The following is a 12,876-nucleotide window of genomic DNA, read 5'->3' on the forward strand; positions in this document are numbered from 1 at the left end:
TACGTCTTTGGTGAGGTCGATCGCTAAATGTCAGTCCGCCGTCTCGCAGAAGCCAGCCTCCAGCCAGCCTCCTTCGCCTTCAACCGGGCGAATGCGGCAGCGGCGAAGCAGTGGATCAAGCAATATCCGAAGGGGCGCGAGCAATCCGCGATCATCCCCTTGCTGATGCTGGCGCAGGAGCAGGAAGGCTGGGTGACCAAGGCGGCGATCGAGACGATCTCCGACATGCTCGGCATGCCCTATATTCGCGGGCTAGAAGTCGCCACCTTCTATACGCAATACCAGCTCAATCCGGTCGGCACCCGCGCGCATGTCCAGGTCTGCGGCACCACGCCCTGCATGCTGCGCGGCTCGGAATCGCTGATGGATGTGTGCCGCTCGAAGATCCATCACGACCAGTTCCACACCAACGACAAGGGCACGCTGTCGTGGGAGGAGGTCGAATGCCTCGGCGCCTGCGTCAACGCACCGATGGTTATGGTCTTCAAGGACACATACGAGGATTTGACACCGGAGCGGCTTGCCGAGATCATCGACCTCTATGACGCCGGCAAGGGTGCTTCGGTGACGCCAGGACCGCAAAACGGCCGCGTCACCTCAGAGCCGGCCAGTGGCCTGACGACCCTCAAGAGTGAAAAGGCGATCCTGAAGGCGACCCGCGACCGGGAAACCAGGGCGGCGACCAAGGCCGCCAAGGAAGCGGCGCCGGCGGCTGCCGCCGCAGCACCCGCGGCGCCGGCCCCGCCAGCCGCTTCTGCCGCGCCGGCGCCGGTTGCGCCCTCGAATGCCAGCAAGCCGAAGACCGACGCTGTCGAGACCAGTCCGGCGCTGAAATCGCCATCGGCGACAAAAGTCGCGCCCGCGGCGGAAAAGGCGGCGAGCGTTGCAGCGCCGCTGCATTCGGCCGCCAATGCCAACAAGGCCGAGCCGCAGGTCGAGGACGTCTCGAAACAGCGCAAAGGCCCCAAGAACAAGGCCGAGCCGGCGTCTGCTTTCAAAGCGCCGGAGGCCAAGGTTAAACCGGCGAAGACTGCCGCCAAGGCGGCCACGCCGTCGCCCGGAAACAAAAGCCGGCCGACCGGCAAGAAGCCGGTCTGAGGAACGAGCAATGCTTCAGGACAGAGACCGCATCTTCAACAATATCTACGGCCGCTTCGACAAGTCGCTGGCCGGCGCCATGGCGCGCGGTGCCTGGGACAACACGCCCGGCATCATCGCCAAGGGGCGCGAGTGGATCGTCAATGAGATGAAGGCCAGCGGCCTGCGCGGACGTGGCGGCGCGGGCTTCCCGACCGGGCTGAAATGGTCGTTCATGCCCAAGCAAAGCGACGGCCGGCCGAGCTATCTCGTCGTCAATGCCGACGAGTCCGAGCCCGGCACCTGCAAGGACCGCGACATACTGCGCCACGACCCGCACACGCTGGTCGAAGGCTGCCTGCTTGCGGGCTTCGCCATGGGCGCGGTCGCCGCCTACATCTATGTGCGCGGCGAGTTCATCCGCGAGCGCGAGGCGCTGCAACGCGCCATCGACGAGGCCTATGCGGCCAAGCTGATCGGCAAGAACAACACCTCCGGCTATGATTTCGACATCTACATGCATCATGGCGCCGGCGCCTATATCTGCGGCGAGGAAACGGCGCTGCTCGAAAGCCTCGAGGGCAAGAAGGGCCAGCCACGGCTTAAGCCGCCATTTCCGGCCAATGTCGGCCTCTATGGCTGCCCGACGACGGTCAACAATGTCGAGTCCATCGCTGTCGCGCCGACCATCCTGCGCCGCGGTGCCGCCTGGTTCTCGTCCTTCGGCCGGCCCAACAATGTCGGCACCAAGCTGTTCTGCATCTCCGGCCACGTCAACAATCCGTGCACCGTCGAAGAGGCGATGTCGATCCCGTTCCGCGAGCTGATCGAGACGCATTGCGGCGGCATTCGTGGCGGCTGGGATAATCTGCTGGCGGTCATTCCGGGCGGAGCGTCGGTGCCGCTGGTGCCGGCCGAGCAGATCATCGACGCGCCGATGGATTTCGACGCGCTGCGCGACCTGAAATCGGGCCTCGGCACGGCAGCTGTCATCGTCATGGACAAATCGACCGATATCGTGAAAGCGATCGCGCGGCTTTCCTATTTCTACAAGCACGAAAGCTGCGGCCAGTGCACGCCCTGCCGTGAGGGCACCGGCTGGATGTGGCGGGTGATGGAACGGCTGGTGCGCGGCGAGGCGCAGAAGCGCGAGATCGACATGCTGCTCGATGTGACCAAGCAGGTCGAGGGCCACACGATCTGTGCGCTTGGCGACGCGGCGGCATGGCCGATCCAGGGCCTGATGCGACATTTCCGCGGCGAGGTGGAGCGGCGCATCGACGAGTTTTCGCGCAACGCACACCGCGCCGAACCGGTGCTGGCGGCGGCAGAATAGAAGAATTCAAAAATGCGGGCGAATGTCCGAGACGAGGAAACGAGCGCGGGGCAGACGGAAACGACCAGGAGACCACCTATGTCGCTGTTTTCGACACCCGACGATTTTACGCCCGATATGGACCCGTTGTTGAAGATGAACCAGGATCTGACCAGGATGATGCCGAAGGAGATGGCCAATGCCGTCAATCTCCTGGCGCATCCTGTCGCGAGTGCGGCGGCGATGGCGGCACTCGGCATCGGTCTTGCCAACCACGTCTTTGGCATCTGGATGGGCGTGCTTTCGGGCGCGGCCGAAACTTCGCAGCGGCTTTGGCAGCCGGTCGCCGAGGATTTCGAAGCCAGGACGGAACGCTTTTCCGCGACCGGCAAAAGCTCCTCGACAAAGGCGCGCGCAGCGACCAAAACCCTGATTGCCGAGGCGCAGTCCTTCGCCAATGACGTGACCGACATTGCGACGAGCACCGCGGCGCGGAGCTTGGCGAATGCGAGCACCGTTGCAGCGGATGCCTCGGCCGGGCTGATGCCGGAAGATTTCAAGCAGCCCAAAGCGATGGACCGGCCAGCTGAGCCGGCCGACCTCAAGGCGATATCGGGCATCGGGCCGAAACTGGAAAAGGTGCTGAACGGCCTTGGCATCTGGACATACGCCCAGATCGCCGCGTGGACGCCGCAAGAGATCGCCTGGGTCGAAGATTACCTGTCGTTGAAGGGCCGCATCGGCCGTGACGGCTGGATCGGTCAGGCGGCCGCGTTGGCCGGGGTCAAAAAGTGAATTCAATATCGTGCGCGGTCTCGGCTGCGTCCGGAAGGAAAGATTGCGGAACGTCCGCAGGGGTTTGAGGCGAAATGGCAAAGCTCAAGGTCGACGGGAAAGAGATCACTGTACCCGACCATTACACGCTGCTGCAGGCGGCCGAGGACGCCGGCGCGGAAGTTCCGCGCTTTTGCTTCCACGAGCGGCTGTCGATCGCCGGCAATTGCCGCATGTGCCTGATCGAGGTCAAGGGCGGGCCGCCCAAGCCGCAGGCGTCTTGCGCCATGGGCGTGCGCGACCTGCGCCCCGGCCCGAACGGCGAGCCGCCGGAAATCTTCACCAACACGCCGATGGTCAAGAAGGCGCGCGAAGGCGTGATGGAATTCCTGCTGATCAACCATCCGCTGGATTGCCCGATCTGCGATCAGGGCGGCGAGTGCGACCTGCAGGACCAGGCGATGGCGTTCGGCGTCGATTCCTCGCGCTACCACGAGAACAAGCGGGCGGTCGAAGACAAGTATATCGGGCCGCTGGTCAAGACGATCATGAACCGCTGCATCCATTGCACGCGCTGCGTCCGCTTCACCACCGAGATTGCCGGCATATCGGAACTCGGTCTGATCGGCCGCGGCGAGGATGCCGAGATCACCACCTATCTCGAAAGCGCGATGACTTCGGAACTGCAGGGCAATGTCATCGACCTTTGCCCGGTCGGTGCGCTGACTTCCAAACCCTACGCCTTCCAGGCACGGCCGTGGGAACTGACCAAGACCGAATCCATCGACGTCATGGACGCCGTCGGCTCGGCGATCCGCGTCGATAGCCGAGGCCGCGAAGTGATGCGCATCCTGCCGCGTACCAACGAGGCGGTGAACGAGGAATGGATTTCCGACAAGACCCGCTTCATTTGGGACGGCTTGCGCACGCAGCGCCTCGACCGGCCCTATGTGCGCAAGGACGGCAGACTGGCCCCCGCAAGCTGGGCCGAGGCTTTTGCCGCGATCAAGGAAGCGGTGTCGAATGCCGCACCTGAAAAGATCGGTGCCATTGCCGGCGATCTTGCCGCCGTCGAGGAGATCTACGCGCTGAAGCTTCTGATGGCTTCGCTTGGCTCGAAGAACACCGACTGCCGCCAGGACGGTGCCGCACTCGATCCGTCGCTCGGCCGGGCGAGCTATGTCTTCAACCCGACCATCGAAGGCATCGAACAGGCCGATGCGGTGCTGATCATCGGCGCCAATCCGCGCTTCGAGGCGTCCTTGCTCAACGCCCGCATCCGCAAGCGCTGGCGGGCCGGCAATCTGCCGGTCGGCGTCATCGGCGATGTCGGCGATACGCGCTATGATTACGAGCAACTCGGCGCCGGGCCGGAATCGCTGAAGGATCTTGCCGATGGCAACGGCAAATTCTTTCAACTGCTGAAGAAGGCGACGCATCCGCTGATCATCGTCGGCCAGGGTGCGCTGGCGCGTCCGGACGGCGCGGCCGTGCTCGGCCAGGCGGCGAAGCTCGCCGTCGCCGTCAACGCCGCAAGGGCCGACTGGAACGGCTTTGCCGTACTGCACACCGCGGCGGCGCGGGTCGGCGGCCTCGATGTCGGCTTTGTGCCGGGCGAGGGCGGCAGGAACGTCGCCGGCATGCTGGGCGAGACCGATGTGCTGTTCCTGCTCGGCGCCGACGAAATCGACATGGCCAAGACCGGCGGCGCTTTCGTCGTCTATATCGGCACGCATGGCGACAAGGGCGCGCATCGCGCCAACGTCATCCTGCCGGGTGCCGCCTATACCGAGAAGTCGGGCACCTTCGTCAACACCGAAGGCCGCGTGCAGCAGACCAACCGGGCCGGCTTCGCGCCCGGCGAGGCGCGCGAGGACTGGGCGATCCTTCGGGCACTGTCGGATGTGCTCGGCAAGAAGCTGCCGTTCGATTCGCTGCCGCAATTGCGCGCTAGGCTCTATGCGGAATACCCGCATCTTGCCCGCATCGACCATGTCGCGGCCGGCGACCCGGCCGACATCGCCAGGGTGGCCAAGCTCGGCGGGCGGCTGAACAAGGGCACCTTCACCTCGCCGGTCAAGGATTTCTACCTGACCAACCCGATCGCGCGGGCTTCCGCGGTGATGGCCGAGTGCTCGGCTTTGGCGAAGAACGGCTTCAGGCAGGCGGCGGAGTAGACATGGACACCTTCTTCTCCTTCTACGTGCTGCCGGCGCTGCTGATCCTTTTGAAGTCGGTCGTGCTGATCGTCGTTCTGTTGATCTTCGTCGCCTATGTGCTTTACGCCGACCGCAAGATCTGGGCGGCGGTGCAATTGCGCCGCGGACCGAACGTCGTCGGCCCATGGGGCACGCTGCAGGCCTTCGCTGACCTTTTGAAATTCGTCTTCAAGGAGCCGGTGATTCCGTCCGGCGCCAACAAGGGCGTTTTCCTGCTGGCGCCGCTGGTGTCGGCGGTGCTTGCGATCTCAGCCTGGGCGGTGATCCCGGTCAATGAGGGCTGGGCCATCGCCAACGTCAATGTCGGCATCCTCTACGTCTTCGCCATCTCCTCGCTCGAGGTCTATGGCGTGATCATGGGCGGCTGGGCGTCCAATTCGAAATACCCGTTCCTCGGTGCGCTGCGCTCGGCGGCGCAGATGGTGTCCTACGAAGTCTCCATCGGTTTCGTCATCGTCACCGTGCTGCTTTGCGTCGGCTCGCTCAACCTGACCGATATCGTTTTGTCGCAGCAGGATGGGCTGGGCACGCGGATCGGCCTGCCCAATACCTTCCTCGACTGGCATTGGCTGTCGCTGTTTCCGATGTTCATCGTCTTCTTCATCTCGGCGCTGGCGGAAACCAACCGTCCGCCCTTCGACCTCGTGGAAGCCGAATCGGAACTCGTCGCCGGCCATATGGTCGAATATTCCTCGACGCCGTTCCTGTTGTTCTTCCTGGGCGAATATGTCGCCGTCGTCCTGATGTGCGCACTGGCCACCACCCTGTTCCTTGGCGGCTGGCTGCCGCCCTTCAATTTCGCGCCGTTCACCTGGGTGCCGGGGCTGATCTGGTTCGTGCTCAAGGTCTGCCTGGTGTTCTTCATGTTCTCGATGGTGAAGGCGTTCGTGCCGCGCTATCGCTACGACCAGCTGATGCGGCTCGGCTGGAAGGTCTTCCTGCCGATCTCGCTGTTCATGGTGGTCGCCACCGCCGCCTTCCTCAAGATCACGGGGTTTGCCTGATGTCAGCATTGTCCCAGGCCGCCAAGTCACTGCTATTGCAGGATTTCGTCAGTGCTTTCTTCCTGTCGATGCGCCAGTTCTTCGCGCCGAAGGAGACGATCAATTATCCGCATGAGAAGGGGCCGGTCAGCCCGCGCTTCCGTGGCGAACATGCGCTGCGCCGCTATCCGAACGGCGAGGAACGCTGCATCGCCTGCAAATTGTGCGAGGCGATCTGCCCGGCGCAGGCCATTACCATCGAAGCCGGCCCGCGCCGCAATGACGGCACGCGGCGCACCGTGCGCTACGACATCGACATGGTGAAATGCATTTATTGCGGCTTCTGCCAGGAAGCCTGCCCGGTCGATGCCATCGTCGAGGGGCCGAATTTCGAATTCGCGACGGAGACGCGCGAGGAGCTTTATTACGACAAGGATCGGCTTCTGGCCAATGGCGACCGCTGGGAGCGCGAACTGGCGCGCAACATCTCGCTGGATGCGCCTTACCGCTGATATTTGACGCATGGACGGGGCGAGGGGCCTCGTTTAAGGAACACGCAACTTGCCGGCCGGAGGCGGTGGCAAAAAACAGGACGAACGTCCTGTTCGGACAGGAAACCCGGGGGAACCCATGCTGAGTGGACTAGAGGCGGCCTTTTTCTACCTCTTCGCCTTTGTCGCGGTGGCGTCGGCGTTCATGGTCGTTTCGGCGCGCAATCCCGTGCATTCGGTGCTGTTCCTGATCCTGACCTTCTTCAACGCCGCCGGCCTGTTCATGCTGACCGGCGCCGAGTTCCTGGCGATGATCCTGCTCGTCGTCTATGTCGGCGCGGTCATGGTGCTGTTCCTGTTCGTCGTCATGATGCTCGACGTCGATTTCGCTGAAATGAAGGAAGGCGCCCTGCAATATGCACCGATCGGCGCGCTGGTCGGGCTGATCCTGGCGGCGGAGCTGATCGTCGTGCTCGGCGGCTATACATTCGCGCCGAAACTGGCGGCGACGGTCGCCAAGCCCATTCCGGACCTGGCCGCGCGCTCCAATACGGCAGCGCTCGGCGACATCCTCTATACGGATTACCTCTATTACTTCCAGGTGGCGGGGCTGGTGCTGCTGGTCGCCATGATCGGCGCCATCGTGCTGACACTGCGCCACAAGCCGGGCGTCAAGCGGCAGTCGATCGCCGCCCAGGTCGGCCGCACGGCGGCAACCGGAGTGGAAATTCGCAAGGTCAAGACGGGCGAAGGAGTCTGAGATGGTCGTCGGCATCGCGCACTACCTGACCGTATCGGCGATCCTGTTCACGCTTGGCGTGTTCGGCATCTTCCTGAACCGTAGGAACGTCATCGTCATCCTGATGTCGATCGAGTTGATCCTGCTTGCGGTCAACATCAATTTCGTCGCCTTTTCGGCGGCGCTGGGCGACCTGGTCGGCCAGGTGTTCGCACTGTTCGTGCTGACCGTTGCGGCGGCCGAAGCAGCGATCGGCCTTGCCATTCTCGTCGTCTTCTTCCGCAACCGCGGCTCGATCGCGGTCGAAGACGTGAACATGATGAAGGGTTGACGGAACCACCATGTATCAGGCCATCGTCTTCCTTCCGCTGCTCGGCTTCCTGATCGTCGGCCTGTTCGGCACCTCGCTCGGCGCCAAGGCTTCCGAATACATCACCTCAGGCTTCCTGGTGATCGCGGCTGTGCTGTCGTGGGTTGCCTTCTTCTCGGTCGGCTTCGGCGGCGGCGAGGTGTTCACCCTGCCGGTGATGCGCTGGATCCAGTCGGGCGGCCTCGAAGCGTCGTGGGCGCTGCGGATCGACACGCTGACCGTAGTGATGCTGGTCGTCGTCAATACGGTGTCGGCGCTGGTCCATATCTACTCGATCGGCTACATGCATCACGACCCGGACCGGCCCCGCTTCTTCGCCTATCTGTCGCTGTTCACCTTCGCCATGCTGATGCTGGTGACGGCCGACAACCTCGTGCAGATGTTCTTCGGCTGGGAAGGTGTCGGTCTGGCCTCCTATCTGCTGATCGGCTTCTGGTACAAGAAGCCGTCGGCCAATGCGGCTGCGATCAAGGCCTTCGTCGTCAACCGCGTCGGCGATTTCGGCTTCGCGCTTGGCATATTCGGCGTGTTCGTGCTTTTCGGCTCGGTCAATCTCGGCACTATCTTCGCCAATGCGGCGACCTTCATTCCGGCCGAAGGCGCGCAGCAGGGTCCGGCCGTACTGACCTTCCTCGGCTATGCGCTTGACAAGCAGGCTGCGATGACGGTCGTCTGCCTGCTCCTGTTCATGGGCGCAATGGGCAAGTCGGCGCAGGTGCCGCTGCACACCTGGCTGCCTGATGCTATGGAAGGCCCGACGCCGGTCTCGGCACTGATCCATGCCGCCACCATGGTGACGGCAGGCGTGTTCATGCTGGCGCGGCTGTCGCCACTGTTCGAGCTGTCGCATTCGGCGCTGACCGTGGTCACCTTCATCGGCGCCTTCACCGCCTTCTTCGCGGCGACAGTCGGTCTCGTCCAGAACGATATCAAGCGCGTCATCGCCTATTCGACGTGCTCACAGCTCGGCTACATGTTCGTGGCGCTCGGCGTCGGCGCCTATGGCGCGGCGATCTTCCATCTGTTCACGCACGCCTTCTTCAAGGCGCTACTGTTCCTCGGCTCGGGTTCGGTCATCCACGCCGTCTCCGACGAGCAGGACATGCGCAAGATGGGCGGCCTGAGGACGCTCATCCCGACGACCTACTGGATGATGGTGATCGGCACGTTGGCGCTGACCGGCGTCGGCATCCCGGTGACGATCATCGGCACGGCCGGTTTCTTCTCCAAGGACGCCATCATCGAAGCCGCTTTTGCCAGCCACAATGCGGTCGCCGGGTTTGCCTTCATATTGCTGGTCATTGCCGCCTGCTTCACCTCCTTCTATTCCTGGCGGCTGATCTTCATGACCTTCCATGGCGAGCCGCGGGCCAGCCATGAGGTGATGCACCATGTCCATGAATCGCCGCCGGTCATGCTGGTGCCGCTGTTCATTCTGGCGGCAGGCGCCCTGTTCGCCGGCGTGATCTTCCACGGCGCCTTCATCGGCGAGGGCTATGCCGAATTCTGGAAGGCGTCTCTGTTCACGCTGCCTGACAACCACATCCTGCACGAGATCCACGAACTGCCGCTTTGGGTCGAGCTCGCGCCGTTCATCGCCATGCTGATCGGCTTTGCGATAGCCTGGCAATTCTACATTCGCGCGCCGGAAATGCCTCGGAGCGTCGCGGCCAACCATCGCCTGCTCTACGCCTTCCTGCTCAACAAATGGTATTTCGACGAGCTCTACGACTTCCTGTTCGTGCGGCCGGCAAAGCGCCTCGGCAGCTTCCTGTGGAAGACCGGCGACGGCACTATCATCGACGGGCTCGGGCCGGACGGCATCTCGGCGCGCGTCGTCGACGTCACCAACCGCGTCGTCAAGCTGCAGACCGGCTATCTCTATCACTATGCCTTCGCCATGCTGATCGGCGTTGCCGCACTCGTCACCTGGATGATGCTCTGATGACCGCCTGGCCGATCCTATCGCTGGTCACCTTCCTGCCGCTGGTTGGTGTGTTGCTCATCCTTTTCGTGCGTGACGACAGCGACAATGCGCGCCGCAACATCCGCGCCATTGCGCTGTTCACGACCGCCTTCACCTTCGTGGTTTCGCTGTTCATCTGGACCGGCTTCGACAATTCGCAGCCCGGCTTCCAGTTCGTCGAGAAGTTTGCCTGGCTGGATTCCGGCATCTCCTACCATATGGGCGTAGATGGCATCTCCATGCTGTTCGTCATCCTGACCACCTTCCTGATGCCGCTCTGCATCCTCGCTTCGTGGGAATCGATCGAGAAGCGCGTCAAGGCTTACATGATCGCCTTCCTGTTGCTCGAGACGCTGATGATCGGCGTGTTCTGCGCGCTCGACATCGTCTTGTTCTACGTCTTCTTCGAAGCCGGCCTGATCCCGATGTTCATCATCATCGGCGTGTGGGGCGGCAAGCGGCGCGTCTATGCCTCGTTCAAGTTCTTCCTCTATACGCTGGCCGGCTCGGTGCTGATGCTGCTCGCCATCATGGCGATGTTCTTCCAGTCCGGCACCACCGACATCCCGACGCTTCTGACCCACAACTTCCCGGCCAATATGCAGACCTGGCTATGGCTTGCCTTCTTCGCTTCCTTTGCGGTGAAGATGCCGATGTGGCCGGTGCATACCTGGCTGCCGGACGCCCATGTCGAAGCGCCGACGGCCGGCTCGGTGATCCTGGCCGCCATCCTGCTCAAGATGGGCGGCTACGGCTTCCTGCGTTTTTCGCTGCCGATGTTTCCGATCGCCTCCGAAATGTTCGCGCCGCTGATCTTCACGCTCTCCGTGGTCGCCATCATCTACACCTCGCTGGTGGCGCTGATGCAGGAGGACATGAAGAAGCTGATCGCCTATTCGTCGGTCGCTCACATGGGCTTCGTCACCATGGGCATCTTCGCGATGAACCAGGAAGGCGTGCAGGGCTCGATCTTCCAGATGCTGTCGCACGGCCTGGTCTCAGGCGCGCTGTTCCTCTGCGTCGGCGTCGTCTACGACCGCATGCACACGCGTGACATCGACGCCTATGGCGGGTTGGTCAACAACATGCCGAAATATGCAACCGTGTTCATGATCTTCACCATGGCCAATGTCGGTCTGCCCGGCACCAGCGGCTTCGTCGGCGAGTTCCTGACCATGCTCGGCGTGTTCCGGGTCAACACCTGGGTGGCGTTCTTCGCCGCCACCGGCGTCATCCTGTCGGCGGCCTATGCGCTCTGGCTCTACCGCAAGGTGATCTTCGGCGCACTGACCAAGGAAAGCCTGAAAGGACTGCTCGACCTGTCGACACGCGAGAAGGTGATCATCTATCCGCTGGTCGCGCTGGTCATTTTCTTCGGCGTCTATCCGGCGCCGATCTTCGACGCGACGGCCGAATCGGTCAAGGCGCTCGTTACCAATGTCACTGCATCCATCGGCGCCGCGCAGACCGCGGCGGCGAACTGACTAGGGGTTTTGCGAACCATGACGCCGGACCTTCTCTCCAGCCTGTCGCTCTCGACGCCAGAGCTGATCCTCGCCATCGGCGCCTTGGCGCTGTTGATGCTCGGCGCCTATTCGCGCGCCAACACCACCGTCACAGTGAGCGGCCTTGCCGTCGCCGTGCTGGTGATCGCTGGCGCCTGGCTGATCTTTTCCCCGGGGCAGGGCAACGCCTATGGCGAAGCCTTCATCCAGGATCCGTTCGCCCGCTTCATGAAGGTGTTGGCGCTAATCGGCTCGGCGGTGACGCTGGTCATGTCGGTCCGCTTTGCCCAGGCGGAGCATTTCGACAAGTTCGAATATCCGGTGCTGATCCTGCTCTGCACGCTCGGCATGATGCTGATGATCTCGGCCAACGGCATGATCGGGCTCTATCTCGGCCTCGAGCTGCAGTCGCTGGCGATCTACGTGCTGGCGGCGATCAACCGCGACAGTCTGCGTTCGACCGAGGCCGGCCTGAAGTATTTCGTCCTTGGCGCGCTGTCTTCGGGCATGCTGCTTTACGGCATCTCGCTGGTCTACGGCTACACCGGCAATACCGGCTTCCAGGAGATCGCCGCGGCGCTGAGCGGCGGCGAGCGCCAGCTCGGCCTCGTCTTCGGCCTGGTTTTCGTGCTGGCCGGCCTTGCCTTCAAGATCTCGGCGGTGCCGTTCCATATGTGGACGCCCGACGTCTATGAAGGTGCGCCGACGCCGGTGACGGCTTTTCTGGCGGCGGCACCCAAAATGGCGGCGATGGCGCTGATGGTGCGCGTCACCATGAGCGCCTTCAAGCCGATCGCCGCCGACTGGCAGCAGATCATCGTCTTCATCTCGATCGCGTCGATGGCGCTCGGCGCCTTTGCGGCGATCGGCCAGACCAACATCAAGCGGCTGATGGCCTATTCCTCCATCGGCCATATGGGCTATGCGCTGGTCGGCCTTGCCGCCAACAGCCAGGACGGCGTGCGCGGCGTCGCCATCTACATGCTGATCTACCTGGTGATGACGCTCGGCACCTTCGCCTTCATCCTCGCCATGCGGCGCAAGGAGGGCAATGTCGAGCAGATCAGCGATCTCGCCGGCCTGTCGGCGACCAACCCGATCATGGCGACGATCCTCACCATCCTGATGTTCTCGCTGGCCGGTATCCCGCCGCTCGCCGGCTTCTGGGGAAAATGGTACGTGTTCCTTGCCGCCATCAATGCCAATCTCTACGCGCTGGCGATCATCGGCGTGCTGGCCTCGGTGGTGGGCGCCTATTATTATCTGCGCATCATCAAGATCATGTGGTTCGACGAACCGGTCGGCGGCTTCGTTCCGATGGCGACCGAACTGCGCGTCGTGCTCGGCGTCTGCGGCGCCTTCGTGCTGTTCTATGTGCTGATCGGCGGCCCGATCGGAACCTATGCCGCTGCCGCAGCCAAGACCTTCTTCTGACGG

Annotated in this window: 11 protein-coding genes; all 11 read left to right on the forward strand. The window is 62.9% G+C overall.

Translation table 11 applies throughout. The features are described 5' to 3' along the window. Positions 1-27: 27 nt before the first annotated feature. The 11 genes from nuoE (at position 28) to nuoN (ending at position 12,873) form a co-directional block, all read left to right on the forward strand. The gene (gene nuoE, locus NKH71_RS02130) at positions 28-1,098 is read left to right on the forward strand and encodes an NADH-quinone oxidoreductase subunit NuoE (RefSeq protein ID WP_352496386.1); all 1,071 of its coding nucleotides are present in this window, start codon (positions 28-30) and stop codon (positions 1,096-1,098) included. 10 nt (positions 1,099-1,108) lie between these two features. After that, a complete protein-coding gene (nuoF, locus tag NKH71_RS02135) occupies positions 1,109-2,413 on the forward strand; it encodes an NADH-quinone oxidoreductase subunit NuoF (protein WP_352483047.1) in 1,305 nt (434 codons plus the stop codon). Between the two features lie 78 nt (positions 2,414-2,491). Then, positions 2,492-3,187: a helix-hairpin-helix domain-containing protein gene (locus NKH71_RS02140; RefSeq protein ID WP_352894209.1), complete on the forward strand. Its 696-nt coding sequence runs from the start codon at positions 2,492-2,494 to the stop codon at positions 3,185-3,187. Positions 3,188-3,261: 74 nt separating this feature from the next. Beyond that, the gene (gene nuoG, locus NKH71_RS02145; RefSeq protein ID WP_352483050.1) at positions 3,262-5,343 is read left to right on the forward strand and encodes an NADH-quinone oxidoreductase subunit NuoG; all 2,082 of its coding nucleotides are present in this window, start codon (positions 3,262-3,264) and stop codon (positions 5,341-5,343) included. Between the two features lie 2 nt (positions 5,344-5,345). After that, entirely contained in the window at positions 5,346-6,389 is a 1,044-nt protein-coding gene (gene nuoH, locus NKH71_RS02150; RefSeq protein WP_352894212.1) for an NADH-quinone oxidoreductase subunit NuoH, read from the forward strand. Beyond that, the gene (gene nuoI, locus NKH71_RS02155; protein WP_023676622.1) at positions 6,389-6,880 is read left to right on the forward strand and encodes an NADH-quinone oxidoreductase subunit NuoI; all 492 of its coding nucleotides are present in this window, start codon (positions 6,389-6,391) and stop codon (positions 6,878-6,880) included. The genes nuoH and nuoI overlap by 1 nt, the downstream gene beginning before the upstream one ends. Positions 6,881-6,998: 118 nt before the next feature. Then, positions 6,999-7,619: an NADH-quinone oxidoreductase subunit J gene (locus tag NKH71_RS02160; RefSeq protein WP_352466864.1), complete on the forward strand. Its 621-nt coding sequence runs from the start codon at positions 6,999-7,001 to the stop codon at positions 7,617-7,619. A gap of 1 nt (position 7,620) precedes the next feature. Further along, positions 7,621-7,929 carry an NADH-quinone oxidoreductase subunit NuoK gene (gene nuoK / locus NKH71_RS02165; RefSeq protein ID WP_023676620.1) on the forward strand — a complete coding sequence of 103 codons (309 nt, stop codon included), beginning with the start codon at positions 7,621-7,623 and terminating at the stop codon, positions 7,927-7,929. Positions 7,930-7,939: 10 nt separating this feature from the next. Further along, positions 7,940-9,913, forward strand: a complete 1,974-nt coding sequence (gene nuoL, locus NKH71_RS02170; protein WP_352894213.1) for an NADH-quinone oxidoreductase subunit L — start codon at positions 7,940-7,942, stop codon at positions 9,911-9,913. After that, positions 9,913-11,418: an NADH-quinone oxidoreductase subunit M gene (locus tag NKH71_RS02175; protein WP_023720738.1), complete on the forward strand. Its 1,506-nt coding sequence runs from the start codon at positions 9,913-9,915 to the stop codon at positions 11,416-11,418. Before nuoL ends, NKH71_RS02175 begins: the two co-directional genes overlap by 1 nt. Positions 11,419-11,436: 18 nt before the next feature. Beyond that, entirely contained in the window at positions 11,437-12,873 is a 1,437-nt protein-coding gene (nuoN, locus tag NKH71_RS02180; RefSeq protein WP_352894214.1) for an NADH-quinone oxidoreductase subunit NuoN, read from the forward strand. Positions 12,874-12,876 lie beyond the last annotated feature (3 nt).

This window comes from Mesorhizobium sp. M0983 (assembly GCF_040318975.1).
Classification (GTDB): Bacteria; Pseudomonadota; Alphaproteobacteria; order Rhizobiales; family Rhizobiaceae; genus Mesorhizobium.

What these genes read in the sequence shown, in the direction of transcription:
- nuoE (WP_352496386.1), top strand. Translation starts at nt 28, where the DNA reads ATGTCAGTCCGCCGTCTCGCAGAAGCCAGCCTCCAGCCAGCCTCCTTC.
- nuoF (WP_352483047.1), top strand. Translation starts at nt 1,109, where the DNA reads ATGCTTCAGGACAGAGACCGCATCTTCAACAATATCTACGGCCGCTTC.
- NKH71_RS02140 (WP_352894209.1), top strand. Translation starts at nt 2,492, where the DNA reads ATGTCGCTGTTTTCGACACCCGACGATTTTACGCCCGATATGGACCCG.
- nuoG (WP_352483050.1), top strand. Translation starts at nt 3,262, where the DNA reads ATGGCAAAGCTCAAGGTCGACGGGAAAGAGATCACTGTACCCGACCAT.
- nuoH (WP_352894212.1), top strand. Translation starts at nt 5,346, where the DNA reads ATGGACACCTTCTTCTCCTTCTACGTGCTGCCGGCGCTGCTGATCCTT.
- nuoI (WP_023676622.1), top strand. Translation starts at nt 6,389, where the DNA reads ATGTCAGCATTGTCCCAGGCCGCCAAGTCACTGCTATTGCAGGATTTC.
- NKH71_RS02160 (WP_352466864.1), top strand. Translation starts at nt 6,999, where the DNA reads ATGCTGAGTGGACTAGAGGCGGCCTTTTTCTACCTCTTCGCCTTTGTC.
- nuoK (WP_023676620.1), top strand. Translation starts at nt 7,621, where the DNA reads ATGGTCGTCGGCATCGCGCACTACCTGACCGTATCGGCGATCCTGTTC.
- nuoL (WP_352894213.1), top strand. Translation starts at nt 7,940, where the DNA reads ATGTATCAGGCCATCGTCTTCCTTCCGCTGCTCGGCTTCCTGATCGTC.
- NKH71_RS02175 (WP_023720738.1), top strand. Translation starts at nt 9,913, where the DNA reads ATGACCGCCTGGCCGATCCTATCGCTGGTCACCTTCCTGCCGCTGGTT.
- nuoN (WP_352894214.1), top strand. Translation starts at nt 11,437, where the DNA reads ATGACGCCGGACCTTCTCTCCAGCCTGTCGCTCTCGACGCCAGAGCTG.